The following is a 15,202-nucleotide window of genomic DNA, read 5'->3' as shown; positions in this document are numbered from 1 at the left end:
CAGGTGCGAAAAGATTGCCGGGTGCGGGCACGCAATCCCGATCGTGGGCCGGCTCCTGCCACGGAGGATCCGCCGGGCGGCGATGCGCCGGGAGAGGCCGCGGCGTCAGGTGAGGGCGCGGAACACCCCGAGGCCGATCAGCCCGACGAGGATCAGGTAGGCGGCCACGATGTAGTGCAGGAGCTGAGGCCGAAGCAGGATCAGGACGCCGGCCGCGATGGCGAGGATGGGCTGGAGCTTGGCGATGGTGATCGTCATGGGCATCGCCATAGCGGGCGCATGCGGGGCGGTTCAAGGCGTTTCTCGCCGCACCGCGCCGCGCGACACCGGGCGGGCAGCATGCCGGCTTTTCCCGAGGCGATGAGGCCGAATCAGCAAATACAACCCAAGGGTTTGAAAGTATTGATCCGCAACTTGACTGGAAAAGACTGTTGAGAGCCAGCTCGGACTTAACCTTTCCGAGGGATCTGGGTCGTAGAATCACCACTCGACCGCCCTGAGGTGTCGCGCGTGGCCCAGGATCACTCCATCTCCGCAACCGAGATTGCGGCCCTGATCGCCCGCCGCGGCCGGTCCCTGACGTTTCCGCCCCGGATCGAGGCGATCTTCGAGGCGCGCACGGGCGCGGGGCGCTGCCGCGAACTCAACCGGACCGGGATCATCGCCCTGATCCTGTACGAGTGCCTGATGCTGGCGGATTGGATGATCATCCCGGACGTGATCGTCGCTTCCGTCCTGATCCACCTCCTCGTCGTCGGACCGGTCGCCCTCCTGGTGGTCCGCATCGAGTACCGGATGCCGCCGCCCTGGCTGCGCGAATTCGCCCAGGTCGCCATCAGCGTCATGATCGCCGTCAGCCTGCTGGTGCTGACCTATCTCAGCCGCTCGTTCGGGCGGATCTTCCTGCATTTCAGCATGGTCGAGGTCCTGTTGTTCCTCGGCATCGTCCAGCAGGTCCGGTTCGCCTACACGGCGGCGGCGAGTGCGGCGGTGGTCGTGCTGCACCTCGCCACGGTCATGATCTGCGCCGAGATCCCCCTGGAGCTTCGCGTCTCCGCGAACGCGCTGGTGACGTTCTCCGCACTCCTGATGCTCATGGCCAACCGCCGGGCCGAACGCGCCGAGCGGAACGCTTACCTGTTCGGCCTCCTCGATACGATGCGCCTCGCCGAACTCGATCGCCTCGTCCGGCTCGACCCGCTGACCGGCCTCCTGAACCGCCGGGGCCTCGACGGCGCGCTGGCGTCGCTGCCGAAATCCGGCGGGGCCGTGCTGCTCCTCGACGTGGATTGCTTCAAGGCCTTCAACGACCGGTACGGGCACGGCGGAGGCGACATGGCCCTGCGCAGCGTCGCGCAGGCCATCCGGGACAATGTCCCGCTGGCGCAGGGCGTCGCCGGCCGCTACGGCGGCGAGGAATTCATGGTCGTCTGCCCGGGTGAGGACGCGGCCAGCGCGCAGGATTGCGGCGAGCGGATCCGCGCGGCCGTCGAGGCCTTGGCGATCCCGCACGCGGCGAGCCTCGCTGGCCCGATCCTGACGCTGAGCGTCGGGGTCGCCCTCGCGCGTCCGGGCGGCGACGGAGACCCTCAGCGCGTCGTCCTGGAGGCCGACGCGAATCTCTACCGGGCCAAGGCGGCGGGCCGCAACCGCGTGATCGGTTCATCCGGATCGGGCACGGCGCTCCAGGGCCGACAGGAGGCGCTGGCGCTTGCCTCCTGAGGTGGACAAGCCCTGAGGCGGGCCCCGGCCGCGCTTTGCCGGGCTTCCCCGGAGCGAGGCCCTGTCGTCAGGCCCTGTACTTGCCGTTGCGCTTGACCAGGACCGCCGCGCCGACCGGCACCCGCTCGTAGAGATCGACGATGTCCTCGTTGAGCATGCGGATGCAGCCGGACGACATCTGCTCGCCGATGCTCCAGGGCTCGTTGGTGCCGTGGATGCGGAACAGGATGTCGCGATTGCCCTGATAGAGATAGAGGGCGCGGGCCCCGAGGGGGTTGTCGACGCCACCCTTGCGGGTGCGCGGAAGATCCGGGTTGAGCGACACCATGGTGGTGGTGGGGCTCCAATCGGGCCAGACGCCCTTGCGCCCGACGCGGGCCTCGCCCTTCCAGGAGAAGCCGAGCTTGCCGACGCCGACGCCGTACTGGACCGCGGTGCCGTCCTCCTGAACCAGGGCGAGCTGGCGCTTGTCGATGTTCACCACGATGGTGCCCGGCCGCTCGGGCCCGGTATAGCTCACGACCTGGCGGCGATACTTCGGATCGAGGCGCGACTTGTCCACGAGGGGCACGTCGTAGGGCTTGTCCGGCATCGTGCCGATGTACCAGGCCGAATCATCGTCGGCGGCCACCGTGACGGGGCCTCGCTGGTTGCAGGCGGCGAGCGGCGCGATGAGCATCGCGGCGATCAGGATCCGGCGGATGTTCATGGTCCTCACCATCGGCTGGTTCGTCGTGATCTGAGGCCCTGACTACCCTCTCGGGCCTGGTTTCTGTGTGACTTTTGGGCCGCATCCGAGCGGTAAGCGCCCATCAGGCCGCGTGCGCGCCGTGCATTTGAGAGCATTTCGGGCAGGACGGTAGGGCACAGGACCATGCCTCGCTGGAACCTCCCCGCCGCCCTATCTGGCCTGGGGAGAGAGCCGAATCCGGGGTGACCATGGCCGATACGCAGACCTTGCCGAGCGATGCCGTGGAGGGGCCGGAGGCCGAGCTTCGCCCCGCGATCCATCTCGACCATTGCGTCATCCACGTCTCGGATTGGGAGCGCTCCACCGCCTTCTACCGCGATGTGCTCGGGGCCGAGGCGATCCCGCTGCGGCGGGGCTTCGTCTATCGCTTCGGCGGCGTTCAACTGAACGTGCACGGGCCCGGACAGGTGGGCGAGCCTGTCGCCGCCAAGCCAGTGATGCCCGGCAACAGCGATCTCTGCTTCCGCTGGTCCGGGACGATCGAGTCGGCGATGACCCACCTCGCCCTGCACGGCGTCCCGGTCGAGCGCGGGCCGGTCCAGCGCCACGGCGCCGCCGGCGAGGGCGTGAGCGTCTATTTCCGCGATCCGGACGGGTCGCTGATGGAATTCATCACCTATCCGCCGACGTGACCGGCCCGTGCCTATGCGCCTCGCGGCGGCGCGGCCGGCGCGGATCAGACGCGGCTCTGCGCCAGGGCCTGGTTGGTCTGTTCGAGGCGCAGGGCGAGTTCGCGCATGACCGCGATGCCGATCTGGGGGAATTGGGCGAGCAGCTCCAGGAACACGCCGCGGTCGATGCGCAGGGCGGTCGTGGCGGTCTCGGCCGTCACGGTGGCGGAGCGCGGCTGGTCGGCCAGGATGCCCATCTCGCCCACCAGCGCGTTCGCCCCGAGCAGCGCCAGCCGGAACGGCCCCTGCGGCCCCTCGATCGAGACCGCCGCGCTGCCCTCGAGGATCAGGTAGGCCGCGTCCGCCACGTCGCCGCGGGCGAAGAAGCGCTGCCCGGGCTCGAAATGCACGCGCTCGCTCGTGAAGGCCAGGAGCTTGAGCCGCGAGGGCTCGACTTCCCGGAACAGCGGCACCTGTCTGAGGGACGTAACCTCGGTGTCGAGGGTCATGGCTGGACTCCGAAACGGATCGCGCCGGGGCGCGAGGCCGGCCGGTGACGGTGGGAGCCTGCACCATGCGGGTCTCGCACGCCTTGTCCAGCCTCCCGGACCTGCGTCGCTGTGACGGGCTGCCCTGCCGCGCCCGATCGGGCAAGCCGTGCGGTGGGCCGGCAGGGCCCCCGAGACGAGGACGCAGGAGGTTTCCGGTGCCCGACGCACGTCTCCTCCTGCGCGCCGCCCTCGCGTCCGTGGTCCTCGGGCTCGCCATCCTCCGGGCCGACCCGGCGGCGGCCCGTCTGACCCAGGCGGAGCTTGCCCGCGTCGCCGTCGCGCCGGGCCCGCAGGCGCGCGTCCCCCTCGATCTCGTCTTCCTGGACGCGACCCGGGGACGAAGCCTGCGCCTCGTCGAGGCGATCGGCGGGCGCCCGACCCTGTTGCTGCCCGTCGATTACACCTGCGGCAATGTCTGCGACCCGATGCTGTCGATGTCCGGCGATGCGCTCGCCGCCACCGGGCTGGCGGCCGGGCGCGATTACAGCCTCGTCCTGGTGGGCCTCGATCCGCGCGACGACGCGGCGGCGGCCCGGCACATGCTCGACCAGGATCTCAACCTTCCCGCCATCGCGGGCCGGGTGAGCGCCCTCGTGGGCGACGAGGCGGCGGTGCGCAGGCTCACCGGGGCCCTCGGATACGGCTTCGTCCGCGACCCTGGGACGGACAGCATCGCGCATCCGGCCGCGGCCCTGCTCCTCACCCCAGAGGGGCGGGTGGCCCGCATCCTCTCGCCGCTGGCCCTTAACGGGCGCGACCTGCGCCTCGCAATGGTGGAGGCGAGCGAGGGGCGCGTCGGTGGCCTCGGCGACCGCCTCGCCCTCCTGTGCTACGGGTTCGACGCCGCCCGCGGCATCTACACGCCGCTAATCCAGCGCATCCTGAGCGTCGCGGCGGGCGCGACCGTGATCGCGCTGGCTCTCCTGATCCTCTATCTCAGCCGCAGGCCGCGCCTCGCGCCCTAATCCCGCTCCGTCGCGAGGCCCGGGCGGCCGGGGGCCGGCGGATCGCGCTTGACGCTCGCATTGGGTTGGGGCGAGTCGATCGGCTCCACGTCGGTCGTCGGCGTGGCGCTGTCTTCGGGTGCCGGCATCGGCGGCAAGGGCTGCGTGTTCGGCTGCGGCGCCCGAGCGGCCCCTGCCGCCGCACCCCTGGCCATCTCGCGATTCGTCATGGTCCGGTCCCTCGCTTCGGTCCGCGATCGCACGATCGGGATCGTTCAACTGCCCGCACAACGCATCGTCGCCCGCGAGGTTGCCGATTTCGTGACGCAGGCTGAGCAGAGGAACCTTCGGTTATTGGTGAAGGTTGTTCCGGGTGTGAGACAAAGCCTGAGGAGGCGCTGATGGCATCTGGAAATTCAACCTCGAAGCGAGGTTTCGCGTCCATGGATCTCGAACGCCAGCGCGAAATCGCCAGCAAGGGCGGACGCAGCGTTCCGGCCGAGAAGCGGTCGTTCTCGCAGGACCGCGAACTGGCCTCGTCCGCCGGCCGCAAGGGTGGCCAATCGACCGGCACGGGACGCGGCGGCGCAGAGTAAGAGCGGAGGGTGGCGTGCCCCGGCCCCGGGGCTACGCCACCGCCCCCCGCGAGGCCGTCCCGGTCTCCCCAACGACGAAACCCTCCGGCTCGCGCGGGAGGGTTTCGTCGTTCGAGGGTGTCGTCGGAGGATCGCGCTTCGGTGGCGCCCGCGATGTAGGGCGGGCGCTCAATCGATCAGGAGATGCAGCGGCCCGGGACCATGCGGCGCGCCTCCGGCCCGACGAGCGAGCTGAGCGCCCCCTCGCAGCCCTCGCGCATGCGACGCGGCTTCAGCGGCGACTTCTCGTTCACGTCGGAGGTCGGCTGGTTGGCGACGGCGGCGGGCCGCTCGCTCGGGCGGGCGACCGCCGCGACCCGTGTCGGGCTCAGGGCCAGCGAGACCGGGCGCATGCCCGGCAGGGGCGCCGGCGCGATCGAGGCGGTGGCCGGGATCGAGATCGCCAGGGGAGGCGTCCACTCGTCGGCGGTCTGCCGCACCACGGGCTGGACGAGAATCGTCAGGATGGCAGCCGGTCCACTCATGCCGAGAATCAAGCCAGACCGAAGCATCGTCGTGATCTCCCATGGGAGCTTGACAGGATGTCGGGACAACGCTTGCTGCGCGAGTTCGGTTCCTCGACTGTCACGCTTCCTTAAGGAACTGTATTCGACCGTGCATTGCGCGGCGCCGGCGCCGGCCTTCCACCGCGATTCACAGGCCAGCCTGTGGCAGAAAAACCGCAGGATTGTTAAAAACGGGCAGGAGCGGAACCCCAGGGGGCGCCGCCCGTTAGCATGACACCCGGCCACCTGGTCCTCCCCGCATTCCCCTTGTGCATCGGCCGGAACCTCTCAACGGGTCGGATTTCATCCGGCCCGTTTTTTCATGCCCGGATTGTGCCTGCCGCCGTTGGGCGCGCGCCGCCAGCGATGGACCTGTGCGCGAAAAAACCCCCGGCGCGGAGCGCAGGGGGCTTGAGCCGTGTCGGGCTCGCCGCCCCGGGGACCGGGCGGCGCGGTTGACGAGGCCTCGCGAGAGGCCGCCGCGTCAGGCGGTCTTGGCCTCGCGGCGGCGGGCGCTCTGCTGGAAGAACAGCGCTTGGCTGATCACCGCCGAGACGTTGGCCGGCTGGAAGGGCTTGGCGATGAGGAAGGCCGGCTCCGGCCGCTCGCCCGTGAGGAAGCGCTCCGGATAGGCGGTGATGAAGATCACCGGAACCTCGAAGGTCTTCAGCAGGTCGTTGACGGCGTCGAGGCCCGAGGAGCCGTCGGCGAGCTGGATATCGGCCAGGATCAGGCCTGGGCGCTTGCCCTCCGACGCGATCTTGATGGCCTCGGTGCGGGTGCGGGCGACGCCGATCACGTTGTGGCCGAGGCCTTCCACCAGGGCTTCGAGATCCATGGCGATCAGCGGCTCGTCCTCGATGATGAGGATGTCGGTCGCCATGTCGGCGGCGAGTTCGCGGCCGGCCTCGTCCACGAGGTCGCGGACTTCCGAGACGTCGACATCGAGGATGATGGCGGCGTCCTCCTCCGAGAAGCCTTCCAGGCAGGAGAGCAGGAAGGCCTGGCGCGGAAGCGGGGTGATCTGACCGAGGCGCACTTCCGCCGGCAGATCATGCTGAACCTGATCGCTCTGGCCGTTCACCGAGAGCGAGTTCCAGATGCTCGTGAACACGCGAAACAGGTCGGCCTTCACGTTCGCGCTGCGCCCGAGCGTCTCGGGCTCGTTCACCAGCGTCTCGAGGGTTGCGGCCACGTAGGCATCGCCGGCCACCTGGCTGCCGGTCAATGCGCGCGCGTAGCGGCGCAGATACGGCAGATGCTGCACGACGAGTTGAGATGTCGACATTAGATCCCCTGGGCCTAGCCGTTCTTCTGGTAGCTTCCGCCCCAACGCGGATCGCCCGACTCCGTTCCGGAGCGGCGGAACCGTTTGTGTGGCACGGCGTTGCTGCTGCAGCCATGACGTATGTCAAGCCGCAAAACAATCGCGGTGGTGCCGACGGCCGGCATCGAGGGGACCTGTGAATGACGGACGACAGGAAGGCCGGCGGCCTCCGCTCGGAAGAGCGGATGCGACCTGCGCACGGGCAGGCTCGCGGCAACGGTCCCGACAGAGACGCGGTCCCGGCCGAGCCCGGACATGGATTGAGCGACCTGACGCAGAGACGCCTCGGCACGCATCTGCGCGCCATGTATGATTCCATCGTGCAGCAGCCGGTCCCCGACCGCTTTCGGGATCTCATCCTGAAACTCGACGCCGCCGACGCCGACAAGGCCTGAGGGTCTCGGCCTCGGTGGATAGGAAAAGGCCGCCTCGCCGGTGTGGCAGGGCGGCCTTTCCGCGCGCGGGCCTCAAGGGCCCGCCGGTCAGAGAGTGGGCGAGCGGCCCCGCATCAGGCCGATGACGGCCGAGATCGCGAACAGGACGATGGCGACGAAGAATACCAGCTTGGCAGCTTCCATTGCCGTGCCGGCGATGCCGCCGAAGCCGAGCAGAGCAGCCACGAGGGCCACCACAAGAAACGTTACGGCCCAACCGAGCATTGGCGTGATCCTCTTAAAGACAGTGGTGCGCGCTTAGCCGTCACCTTCTGATGGCAATAACGTCAAGGTTTCAGTTCGGTTCCTCTAGAGTCTCGCCATGTGTTCAGGACCCTGGGGACATTCGGATCGATCCCGGTCCAGGCCCGATCCACCCGCGTAGTGCGACCCATCGCCTCCGGCCTTTCGCTGGCCGCCATGGCATCCCACATGCGTCTGATCGATCGCGGTGCCCGGAACAGTCCGGGCCGGCGCCGCGTTCGTTGCCATCCCCTGAACGTGAGTTCTGCGATGAGAGACACAGCCGCCGCGATTGCCAAGCGTTTCACCGAAGCAGCCGTCGCTGCTGCCGAGGCCGCCATGAAGGGCGTCGACCGGCTTCTCGAAGGCACGCTTCCGGCCCCCCGCCCGCAACTCGTCCCCGTACGGGTCCGCAGCCAGCCGCAGCACGGGCGCCGCTAGGCCAGGCTCTCGCCGGGCATCTCCCGGCGCGCAGGGTCCGTTCCGATGATCGACCGCAAGCCGCCCGGATGGGCGGCTTTTTTCGTGGAAGCATGACCGACGCTGTGGCAATCCGGGTCGGACGCGCAGTCGATCGGCGCGTCTATTGAGTGCTTTCCCGGGTTTTCTGCCACATCCGTGGTCTTCCGCAATTGTCCCTCGGGCCTAACCTGGCTTAGTTCTGCAGCTGACAATCGTCGCTGGATAAATTGGCCGCTCTGCTGACCGCTCGCAGGATGCGGAGCTTGGGCCGGGCGGGCGACGGTCGGGGGGCGGGATGACGATCAGCGTGCAGTGGCGCCGGTTCATGGCGTCGGGCGGGACCCGGCGGCAGATGGTCGGGACGGCGCTTGCCGGTCTCATCCTGGGGATCGGCGGCGTCACCATCGGCACGAGCCTCGTCCAGGCCTCCGAGCGCGACGGGCTGTTCAACTTCCTCGAACAGATTTTTCGTGCTCCTCCGCCCCCGGCGGCCCAGGTCGTCCCGCGCCAGCCCCTGCGCTACGCCAACCTGCCCGATGCGCGCCGCATCCATGCCACGCGCCCCGTCGCCCAGACGCCCCGCCGCTTCGCCGAGCGGCCGGCACTGCGCCCGCTCCGGCGGCGGGCCGAGTTCCGGCGCGGGCCAGACCGCGCCGATATCGCACTGGGGACGCGGACCGTCTGCGTGCGCAGCTGCGACGGCTTTCTGTTCCCCCTCGGCAATCTCGCCGCGCGCCGCGACCTGCCGGTGCACGAGGCCGCCTGCGCGGCCGCCTGCCCGAACGCCGCGACCAGCCTCTACACCCTGCCGGCCGGTGAGATCGACCTCGACCGCGCCGTGAGCCTGAAGGGGCAGCCCTATCGTGCCTTCGCCCTGGCCAATGTCTACCGGCAGAAGCGGGTCGCGGATTGCTCCTGCCAATCCGCCGACGGTCAGCCGCCCCTGGCGCTGGCGAAGGACCTGACGCTCCGCCGGGGCGACGTGGTCGCCACCGAGGAGAGTGCCGGCGTCGTCACGCGGATCCGGCCCGGCGCCGTGGCGATGGTCGATTTCCGCAAAGCCCGCGACCTGTCCCGGGCGCAGAGCCGCGCCATCGAGGACAAGGTCGGCGCCCTGCGCCGGGAGGCCGATGCCCGCGCCTTCCGCCGTGCGATGCGCGCCGCCGACCGGCCCGGCATCATCCGCGTGGCGGCGGGCCCCGGCTTCCAGGGCACGGACCGCGCCGGGACGGGCGGCTTCGCGCCGGTCCGGATCGTGGCCCCCTCCCCCTTCACCCCCTGAGGCCGGTCGTTCGCGCCTCTCCGGGCGCCCTTACGTTGTCGCGCATCCTGCAATGGCGTAGGCCGGCCCGCGTCACGGGTCCGGTCTGCGCAGGCGTCCGGGGATTTCCGCGAGCCGAGGGGTGAATGGCATGAGCGCGTTGAAGGACGAAGCCGGTTCGTCGGACGGCGATGCCGCGGCCGAGCCGGCCTTCGACGTGGCGGCCCCCGCGCCTGGCGTGATGGAGACTCTCACGCCCCTGATTCGCCGCCGGATCGCGCCGAATGGCAGCCCCTTCACGGCGAGCGGCACCTGCAGCTACGTGGTCGGGCATGGCCGCGTCGCGGTGATCGATCCGGGGCCTGAGGAATCCGGTCACTTCGAGGCCCTCCTGGCCGATCTCGCGGGCGAGACGATCGAGGCCATCGTAGTCACCCATACCCATCGCGACCACTCGCCCGGCGCCCGCCGCCTCGCGGCCCGCACGGGCGCCCCGATCGTCGGCTGCGGCCCGCACCGGGCCGCGCGCTCCCTCACCGAGGGGGAAGTGCCGATCCTGGACGCCAGCGCCGACCGCGCCCACGACCCCGACCGCGTCCTGCGCGAAGGGGATCGGGTGGCCGGGCCGGGCTGGACCCTCGTGGCGATCGAGACCCCCGGCCACACCATGAACCATCTCGCCTTCGCGTTGCCGGAGGAGGAGGCGCTGTTCTCGGGCGACCACGTGATGGCGTGGTCCACCACCATCGTGGCGCCGCCGGACGGCTCGATGCGCGCCTACCTGGATTCCCTCGACAAGCTCCGGGAGCGCAGCGAGCGGATCTACTGGCCGGGCCATGGCGGGCCGGTGCGCGACCCGCGCCGCTTCGTGCGCGGCCTCGCGGCCCACCGGCGCCAGCGCGAGAGCGCGATCCGCGGCCGGATCGCGGCCGGCGATGCCGACATCCGCAGCATCGTCGGGGCGATCTATCAGGGGCTGAACCCGGCCCTGATCGGGGCCGCCGCGCTCTCGGTCTTCGCCCATCTCGAGGACCTCGTCGAGCGCGGCCTCGTTCTCACCGAGGGGCCGGCGCGGCTCGACGGGCTCTACCGGCCAGGGACGGCCTCCGCCTGAGCCCGCCTGGTTCGCCGCCTTCGCCTGAGCGCGCCTACTTCACCGCGATGGCGAGGTTGGCGACTTCGTCGAGATAGGCCCGGATCCGGTCGGCATTGGCGCCGAGATCGCGGGGGCCGAGGCGGGAGGCCGAGCGCACGTCCACGCGGGCGCCGTCGGCACGGGGGCGCACCCGCACCGTGACGTCGTCGGGCAGGTTCAGGAGAAAGCCGCGGGACACCGCCTCGATGCGGCCGTTGCCGATGCGCCCACCCGGGCGGATCGCCTCGACGATCTGCCAGCGCCGGTTCACCGCGGCCTTGCGGGCGAGTTCGAAGGCCTGGTCCGCATCGATGTCGAGGGTGAGGGGCGCGATCTGCGGATAAGCGGCGCGCTGCTTCTCGCGGGCACTCGCGCCGGGATCGGGCGGGTAGCGCCCGTCGCGGGCCGCGAAGGCGATCCGCGAGTGCGAGAAGGCCGGCGGGTTCTCGGTGTCGGTGGTGACATCCGTTAGAGCCGGGAGACGAAGACCGCGCAGGCCCGCATAGGCCGGATAGGCGAGAACCAGGGTCGCGATGAAGAGGCCGCCGAGAGCTGCGCCGAGGCCGCGCGCGCCCTCGCGCCAGACCCGCACGAAGGCGAAGCCCGCGAGCGCGACCGCCAGGATCGCGATGACGAGCCCGGCCCCGAGCGTCGCCAGCGCCGGCCCGGTCTCGGCCCGCGGATCGCGCACCAGCAGGAGGGCGATGAGGGTGACTAGGAGGGCGAACAAGGCGAAGCGGCGCGAGAGCGCGCCGGCGCGCGTGACGGGTTCCTCGATGAGCAGACGACGCATGAAACGATTGACTTGTCCGGGCTGCGGTCGAGGCGGTGCGGGGCGCGGGCCAAGCTTTACAGCGCCAGGCCGCGGGAGGCCAGCCAAGCGCCCCGCCTGCCTGCCCCGCCGCGTTGCCGCAAGAGGCCTCTTGGGCACCCGCTTGGCCGGCCTTCCCCGCGTAGCACCCGCGACCCACAGTTGCGTCGTGCGTCGCCCATGCCCCGGCGCCGCAGGTCTGCTATAGGCTCGCTCCACGATGTCGCGTCCGCCAGCCACACCCCCTGCCCGTCATGTCTCCTGAGCCGAGCCCGGGGGCCGAACCCGTCGATCCGCTCCGGGTCTGGTTCCGCTTCATCCGCCTGAACCGGCGGGTCTCCGCCGCCGTCGGCGCGGAGCTGCGCGAGATCGGGCTCTCGATCCCGCAATTCGACGTGCTCTCGACCCTGACCGAGCGCGAGGGCCTGACCCAGCAGGAACTGGCCGCGCGCCTTTACGTGACCAAGGGGAACGTCTCGGGCCTGATCGACCGCCTGGTCGAGGCCGGGCTCGTCGAGCGCCGCGCGATCCCGGGCGACCGCCGCTCCCACGCGCTGCACCTGACCCCGGCCGGGACCGATCTCGCCTCGCGCGGGATCGCCGCGCAGGAAGCCTACGTGGCCCGCACCCTGGGGCGCCTCGACCCGCGCGACATCGCGGCCTTCGAGCGGCTGGTGCTGCAATGGCGGGGTTTCGCGCGCGAGGACGCGCAAGCGAGCCGGGGCTGAGGGAGCGCGGCGCCGGGGCTTTTACGCCATCCTGGAGCTACGCCATTCCGAGAGCCTGCATGTAGAGCTCGAGGATCGCCTCCTCCTCCTGGCGCTCGGCATGGTCCTTCTTGCGCAGCGACACGATCTTGCGCAGGGCCTTGGTGTCGAAGCCGTTGCCCTTGGCCTCGGCATAGACGTCCTTGATGTCGCCCGCGAGGCCCGCCTTCTCCTCCTCCAGGCGCTCGATGCGCTCGATGAAGCTCTTCAGCTGGTCGGCCGCGACCGAGGATGGGTCGACGGCGGGGGCGGCGGAGGCGGCCATGGTGATTTCCTCGTGAGCATGCGCACCGTGCGATGCGCCCTGACCGGTTTCGTAATCCAGCAACCTTACCGGGAGATTATCCTGGACCGGCGCCTCAATGGGGCTCGGCCTGCGCCTTGGTGAAGGCGGCCTGCTGCTCGGGGCTCGCCTCGGCCTGATGCTGCGCCTTCCACTCCGCATAGGGCATGCCGTAGACCTGCTCGCGGCTCTCGTCCTTGGTGAGCGGCAGGCCGCGCGCGTCGGCGGCGTCCTTGAGCCAGTTCGACAGGCAGTTGCGGCAGAAGCCCGCGAGATTCATCAGATCGATGTTCTGCACGTCGGTGCGGTTGCGCAGATGCGCGACGAGGCGCCGGAAGACCGCGGCCTCGAGTTCGGTCTGGGTGTTGGCATCGATCTCACTCATGACATGCTCCTCTGAGGGACGGTCCGCAGGCGCGGGACATCTCTGCAGGTTTAAGACATCCGGTCGGCTTGAGGTCAGGGCTCGCGCCGGCCGCGTCAAGCGGCGCGTGCCAGGTGGGGCCGCAGAAGCCGCGCGAACCGTTGCGCCCAGGCGGCCTGACCCGCCTCGCCGGCAATCAGATCCTGCCGGATCTCCACGAGGGCGTTCGGCAGCTTCCGCGCCATGGCGTGCCGGTCGATCGTGTCTCCGGGCAGGCCGCCGCCATAGGGCTCGTTGTCGCCGACGGTGAGCCCGGCCGGGTCGGCGCGCAGGCCCGCGATCAGGGGGGCGCTGAGGCGGTCGTCCCGGTCGTACAGGATGCCGACCTGCCAGGGCCGGGCGACGCCGCGCCAATACGGCGTGAAGCTGTGGATCGTCACGATGGCGGGGGGGGCGCCGGCCGCCTCGCCGGCCGCGACCCCGGCCTCGATCGCCCGGTCGTAGGGGTCGTAGAAGCGGGCGATGCGCTCGGCCCTGCCGGCCTCGTCGATGCGGGCATTGCCGGGCACCACCGCCCCGTCCGACAAGCGCATCACCAGGGTCGGGTCGGCGCGGCCGCGGTTCGGGTCGATGATGAGCCGGGAGAACCGGGTCAGGATCGCCGGGACGCCGAGTGCGGCCGCGAGCCGGCGCGTCACTCCGGCCGCGCCGATGTCGTAGGCGATGTGGCGGGCGAACTCGGCCTCGGCCACCCCGAGGTCGAGATCCTCGGGCACGAAGTTCGAGGCGTGGTCGCAGAGGATCAGCATCCCGAGGGCCGGATTGCCCGGAACCGTCTCGACGGGATGGGGCGGGTGCGAGGCGGCCATGCGGGATCCGGTTCGTTTCAAGCTTGCCGATGCGTCGAGGCTCGGGCAGAGCACGTATCAAGGATCGTGCGCTCACGGCAACAATCCGGCCCGTCGCCCTCCCCTCGCTCAGGCGGGCGCGAAGGCGAGGACGCACGACAGACAGGACAGGACGCCCGAGGAAGCCCGCATGACCGCCAACCCTCCCGCCGTTCAGGACGCGCAGGCCAACGCCCTGCGGACGCTGCTCACCGGCTTCCTCGACGAGGCCATCGCGGCGGCCCACCCGGTCAAGTGCCTCCCCGCGCACCTGCCCCCGCCGAGCCCGGGTCGCCTCATCATCCTCGGCGCCGGCAAGGCCGGCGGCAGCATGGCGGCGGTGGCGAGCCAATTCTACCGCGAGCAGCACGGGCTCGGGGAGGACCGCATCGTCGGCCTCGCGGTGGCCCGCCACGGCTACGGTCAGGACGCGCCCGGCATCCGCATGGTCGAGGCCGGCCATCCGGTGCCCGACGCCGCCGGCATCGAGGCCACCAAGGAGGCCCTGCGCATCGCCGGGCAGGCCGGCCCCGAGGACGAGGTGCTGGTGCTCCTCTCCGGCGGCGGCTCCGCCAACTGGATCGCGCCCGCGGGCGACCTGACGCTGCCCGAGAAGCAGGCCATCACCAAGGCGCTGCTGCGCTCGGGCGCGCCGATCGGCGAGATCAACACCGTGCGCAAGCACATCTCGCGCATCAAGGGCGGCCGGCTCGCGGTGGCGGCCCGGAACGCCCGCTCGCTCCTGACGCTCGCGATCTCCGACGTGCCCTTCGACGACCCGGCCGTGATCGCCTCGGGCCCGACCGTGCCCGATCCCTCGACGCTGGCGGATGCGCGCGCCATCTGCGAGCGGCGCGGCATCCCGCTGCCCGATGCCGCGCGCGTGCTCCTCAACAACCCCGCCAACGAGACCCCGAAGGCCGGCGACCCCGCCTTCGCGCGGGCGGAGTACCGCATCATCGCCCGGCCGATCGACGCGCTGGAGGCCGCCGCGGCCGCGGCCCGGGGCGCCGGCTACGAGGTGGTGATGCTCGGCTCCGACCTCGAAGGCGAGGCCCGCGAGGTGGCGGCCGAGCACGCGCGCCTCGCCCGCGAGATCAAGGCCGCCGGCCGCAAGGCGGCGCTCATCTCGGGCGGCGAGCTCACCGTCACCATCCGGGGAGAGGGCGAGGGCGGTCCGAACCAGGAATACGCCCTGGCGCTCGCCATCGCGCTCGACGGCGAGGCCGGGATCGCCGGCATCGCGGCCGATACCGACGGCACCGATGGGGGCCGCGGCGAGGCCACCGACCCAGCCGGCGGCCTCGTCGACCCGACGACGCTGGCGCGCGCCCGCGCCGCCGGCCTCGATCCGGCCGCGATGCTCGCCGATAACGACTCGACCCGCTTCTTCGAGAGCATCGGCGATCTCGTCCGGCCCGGCCCGACCCGCACCAATGTCAACGATTGCCGCATCATCCTCGTCGGATAGGCGCTTGTCCCTCGCCCCCTTTCGAAACGCCCTCGCG

General features: G+C 70.8%; 21 protein-coding genes. 11 read left to right on the top strand and 10 right to left on the bottom strand.

Annotated features, from left to right (window positions below; translation table 11 throughout):
* Positions 1–105: 105 nt before the first annotated feature.
* On the bottom strand, positions 106–258 hold the full coding sequence (locus tag F6X53_RS18155; protein ID WP_151001599.1) for a DUF3096 domain-containing protein: 153 nt from the start codon (positions 256–258) through the stop codon (positions 106–108).
* Positions 259–510: 252 nt separating this feature from the next.
* On the opposite strand from F6X53_RS18155, the gene F6X53_RS18150 reads away from it, so the two are divergent.
* Complete coding sequence (locus tag F6X53_RS18150) at positions 511–1,722, top strand: GGDEF domain-containing protein (RefSeq protein ID WP_151001598.1); 1,212 nt, start codon at positions 511–513, stop codon at positions 1,720–1,722.
* Positions 1,723–1,789: 67 nt separating this feature from the next.
* On the opposite strand, the gene F6X53_RS18145 is transcribed toward F6X53_RS18150, so the two are convergent.
* On the bottom strand, positions 1,790–2,443 hold the full coding sequence (locus F6X53_RS18145) for a L,D-transpeptidase (protein ID WP_151001597.1): 654 nt from the start codon (positions 2,441–2,443) through the stop codon (positions 1,790–1,792).
* Between the two features lie 218 nt (positions 2,444–2,661).
* On the opposite strand from F6X53_RS18145, the gene F6X53_RS18140 reads away from it, so the two are divergent.
* A complete protein-coding gene (locus F6X53_RS18140; RefSeq protein ID WP_151001631.1) occupies positions 2,662–3,105 on the top strand; it encodes a VOC family protein in 444 nt (147 codons plus the stop codon).
* 44 nt (positions 3,106–3,149) lie between these two features.
* On the opposite strand, the gene F6X53_RS18135 is transcribed toward F6X53_RS18140, so the two are convergent.
* Positions 3,150–3,593 (bottom strand): cyclic nucleotide-binding domain-containing protein, encoded by a 444-nt coding sequence (locus tag F6X53_RS18135; protein WP_151001596.1) that lies wholly within the window; start codon positions 3,591–3,593, stop codon positions 3,150–3,152.
* 197 nt (positions 3,594–3,790) lie between these two features.
* Here F6X53_RS18135 and F6X53_RS18130 point away from each other — a divergent pair, with 197 nt between their 5' ends.
* Genes F6X53_RS18130 through F6X53_RS18120 form a run of 3 tightly spaced genes read left to right on the top strand, consistent with a single transcriptional unit; the run spans position 3,791 to position 5,175 of the window.
* On the top strand, positions 3,791–4,600 hold the full coding sequence (locus F6X53_RS18130; RefSeq protein ID WP_238296100.1) for a thioredoxin domain-containing protein: 810 nt from the start codon (positions 3,791–3,793) through the stop codon (positions 4,598–4,600).
* Between the two features lie 48 nt (positions 4,601–4,648).
* Entirely contained in the window at positions 4,649–4,981 is a 333-nt protein-coding gene (locus tag F6X53_RS33855) for a hypothetical protein (protein WP_191970888.1), read from the top strand.
* The gene (locus tag F6X53_RS18120; RefSeq protein WP_147027425.1) at positions 4,981–5,175 is read left to right on the top strand and encodes a con-10 family general stress protein; all 195 of its coding nucleotides are present in this window, start codon (positions 4,981–4,983) and stop codon (positions 5,173–5,175) included. The genes F6X53_RS33855 and F6X53_RS18120 overlap by 1 nt, the downstream gene beginning before the upstream one ends.
* A 176-nt stretch (positions 5,176–5,351) precedes the next feature.
* On the opposite strand, the gene F6X53_RS18115 is transcribed toward F6X53_RS18120, so the two are convergent.
* The gene (locus tag F6X53_RS18115; RefSeq protein WP_238296097.1) at positions 5,352–5,699 is read right to left on the bottom strand and encodes a hypothetical protein; all 348 of its coding nucleotides are present in this window, start codon (positions 5,697–5,699) and stop codon (positions 5,352–5,354) included.
* Positions 5,700–6,204: 505 nt separating this feature from the next.
* A complete protein-coding gene (locus F6X53_RS18110) occupies positions 6,205–7,008 on the bottom strand; it encodes a response regulator (protein WP_151001593.1) in 804 nt (267 codons plus the stop codon).
* Between the two features lie 179 nt (positions 7,009–7,187).
* Between F6X53_RS18110 and F6X53_RS18105 the strand changes: the two genes are divergently transcribed.
* Entirely contained in the window at positions 7,188–7,442 is a 255-nt protein-coding gene (locus F6X53_RS18105) for a NepR family anti-sigma factor (RefSeq protein ID WP_151001592.1), read from the top strand.
* An 87-nt stretch (positions 7,443–7,529) separates the two neighbouring features.
* Here the strand turns inward: F6X53_RS18105 and F6X53_RS18100 are convergent, their stop codons facing one another.
* Positions 7,530–7,706, bottom strand: coding sequence for a DUF1328 domain-containing protein (locus tag F6X53_RS18100; protein ID WP_003599466.1), 177 nt, complete (start codon positions 7,704–7,706; stop codon positions 7,530–7,532).
* A 288-nt stretch (positions 7,707–7,994) separates the two neighbouring features.
* Here F6X53_RS18100 and F6X53_RS32475 point away from each other — a divergent pair, with 288 nt between their 5' ends.
* From F6X53_RS32475 to F6X53_RS18090, 3 genes are all read left to right on the top strand, one after another.
* Positions 7,995–8,165, top strand: a complete 171-nt coding sequence (locus F6X53_RS32475) for a hypothetical protein (RefSeq protein ID WP_191970886.1) — start codon at positions 7,995–7,997, stop codon at positions 8,163–8,165.
* Positions 8,166–8,481: 316 nt separating this feature from the next.
* On the top strand, positions 8,482–9,468 hold the full coding sequence (locus F6X53_RS18095) for a DUF2865 domain-containing protein (protein ID WP_151001591.1): 987 nt from the start codon (positions 8,482–8,484) through the stop codon (positions 9,466–9,468).
* Positions 9,469–9,598: 130 nt separating this feature from the next.
* A complete protein-coding gene (locus tag F6X53_RS18090; RefSeq protein WP_151001590.1) occupies positions 9,599–10,561 on the top strand; it encodes an MBL fold metallo-hydrolase in 963 nt (320 codons plus the stop codon).
* 34 nt (positions 10,562–10,595) lie between these two features.
* On the opposite strand, the gene F6X53_RS18085 is transcribed toward F6X53_RS18090, so the two are convergent.
* Positions 10,596–11,375, bottom strand: a complete 780-nt coding sequence (locus F6X53_RS18085; protein WP_151001589.1) for a DUF1499 domain-containing protein — start codon at positions 11,373–11,375, stop codon at positions 10,596–10,598.
* 272 nt (positions 11,376–11,647) lie between these two features.
* On the opposite strand from F6X53_RS18085, the gene F6X53_RS18080 reads away from it, so the two are divergent.
* On the top strand, positions 11,648–12,121 hold the full coding sequence (locus F6X53_RS18080) for a MarR family winged helix-turn-helix transcriptional regulator (protein WP_151001588.1): 474 nt from the start codon (positions 11,648–11,650) through the stop codon (positions 12,119–12,121).
* 37 nt (positions 12,122–12,158) lie between these two features.
* Here the strand turns inward: F6X53_RS18080 and F6X53_RS18075 are convergent, their stop codons facing one another.
* From F6X53_RS18075 to F6X53_RS18065, 3 genes are all read right to left on the bottom strand, one after another.
* Positions 12,159–12,425, bottom strand: coding sequence for a DUF2312 domain-containing protein (locus F6X53_RS18075; protein ID WP_151001587.1), 267 nt, complete (start codon positions 12,423–12,425; stop codon positions 12,159–12,161).
* Positions 12,426–12,519: 94 nt separating this feature from the next.
* Positions 12,520–12,828 carry a DUF1244 domain-containing protein gene (locus F6X53_RS18070; RefSeq protein WP_151001586.1) on the bottom strand — a complete coding sequence of 103 codons (309 nt, stop codon included), beginning with the start codon at positions 12,826–12,828 and terminating at the stop codon, positions 12,520–12,522.
* A 95-nt stretch (positions 12,829–12,923) separates the two neighbouring features.
* A complete protein-coding gene (locus F6X53_RS18065; RefSeq protein WP_151001585.1) occupies positions 12,924–13,676 on the bottom strand; it encodes an N-formylglutamate amidohydrolase in 753 nt (250 codons plus the stop codon).
* Between the two features lie 169 nt (positions 13,677–13,845).
* On the opposite strand from F6X53_RS18065, the gene F6X53_RS18060 reads away from it, so the two are divergent.
* On the top strand, positions 13,846–15,165 hold the full coding sequence (locus tag F6X53_RS18060; protein WP_151001584.1) for a glycerate kinase type-2 family protein: 1,320 nt from the start codon (positions 13,846–13,848) through the stop codon (positions 15,163–15,165).
* Positions 15,166–15,202 lie beyond the last annotated feature (37 nt).

It is taken from the genome of Methylobacterium soli (assembly GCF_008806385.1).
Classification (GTDB): Bacteria; Pseudomonadota; Alphaproteobacteria; order Rhizobiales; family Beijerinckiaceae; genus Methylobacterium; species Methylobacterium soli.
This window is presented reverse-complemented; position numbering and strand designations above follow the sequence as displayed.

What these genes read in the sequence shown, in the direction of transcription:
- F6X53_RS18155 (WP_151001599.1), bottom strand. Translation starts at nt 258, where the DNA reads ATGACGATCACCATCGCCAAGCTCCAGCCCATCCTCGCCATCGCGGCC.
- F6X53_RS18145 (WP_151001597.1), bottom strand. Translation starts at nt 2,443, where the DNA reads ATGGTGAGGACCATGAACATCCGCCGGATCCTGATCGCCGCGATGCTC.
- F6X53_RS18140 (WP_151001631.1), top strand. Translation starts at nt 2,662, where the DNA reads ATGGCCGATACGCAGACCTTGCCGAGCGATGCCGTGGAGGGGCCGGAG.
- F6X53_RS18135 (WP_151001596.1), bottom strand. Translation starts at nt 3,593, where the DNA reads ATGACCCTCGACACCGAGGTTACGTCCCTCAGACAGGTGCCGCTGTTC.
- F6X53_RS18120 (WP_147027425.1), top strand. Translation starts at nt 4,981, where the DNA reads ATGGCATCTGGAAATTCAACCTCGAAGCGAGGTTTCGCGTCCATGGAT.
- F6X53_RS18115 (WP_238296097.1), bottom strand. Translation starts at nt 5,699, where the DNA reads ATGAGTGGACCGGCTGCCATCCTGACGATTCTCGTCCAGCCCGTGGTG.
- F6X53_RS18110 (WP_151001593.1), bottom strand. Translation starts at nt 7,008, where the DNA reads ATGTCGACATCTCAACTCGTCGTGCAGCATCTGCCGTATCTGCGCCGC.
- F6X53_RS18105 (WP_151001592.1), top strand. Translation starts at nt 7,188, where the DNA reads ATGACGGACGACAGGAAGGCCGGCGGCCTCCGCTCGGAAGAGCGGATG.
- F6X53_RS18100 (WP_003599466.1), bottom strand. Translation starts at nt 7,706, where the DNA reads ATGCTCGGTTGGGCCGTAACGTTTCTTGTGGTGGCCCTCGTGGCTGCT.
- F6X53_RS32475 (WP_191970886.1), top strand. Translation starts at nt 7,995, where the DNA reads ATGAGAGACACAGCCGCCGCGATTGCCAAGCGTTTCACCGAAGCAGCC.
- F6X53_RS18095 (WP_151001591.1), top strand. Translation starts at nt 8,482, where the DNA reads ATGACGATCAGCGTGCAGTGGCGCCGGTTCATGGCGTCGGGCGGGACC.
- F6X53_RS18090 (WP_151001590.1), top strand. Translation starts at nt 9,599, where the DNA reads ATGAGCGCGTTGAAGGACGAAGCCGGTTCGTCGGACGGCGATGCCGCG.
- F6X53_RS18085 (WP_151001589.1), bottom strand. Translation starts at nt 11,375, where the DNA reads ATGCGTCGTCTGCTCATCGAGGAACCCGTCACGCGCGCCGGCGCGCTC.
- F6X53_RS18080 (WP_151001588.1), top strand. Translation starts at nt 11,648, where the DNA reads ATGTCTCCTGAGCCGAGCCCGGGGGCCGAACCCGTCGATCCGCTCCGG.
- F6X53_RS18075 (WP_151001587.1), bottom strand. Translation starts at nt 12,425, where the DNA reads ATGGCCGCCTCCGCCGCCCCCGCCGTCGACCCATCCTCGGTCGCGGCC.
- F6X53_RS18070 (WP_151001586.1), bottom strand. Translation starts at nt 12,828, where the DNA reads ATGAGTGAGATCGATGCCAACACCCAGACCGAACTCGAGGCCGCGGTC.
- F6X53_RS18065 (WP_151001585.1), bottom strand. Translation starts at nt 13,676, where the DNA reads ATGGCCGCCTCGCACCCGCCCCATCCCGTCGAGACGGTTCCGGGCAAT.
- F6X53_RS18060 (WP_151001584.1), top strand. Translation starts at nt 13,846, where the DNA reads ATGACCGCCAACCCTCCCGCCGTTCAGGACGCGCAGGCCAACGCCCTG.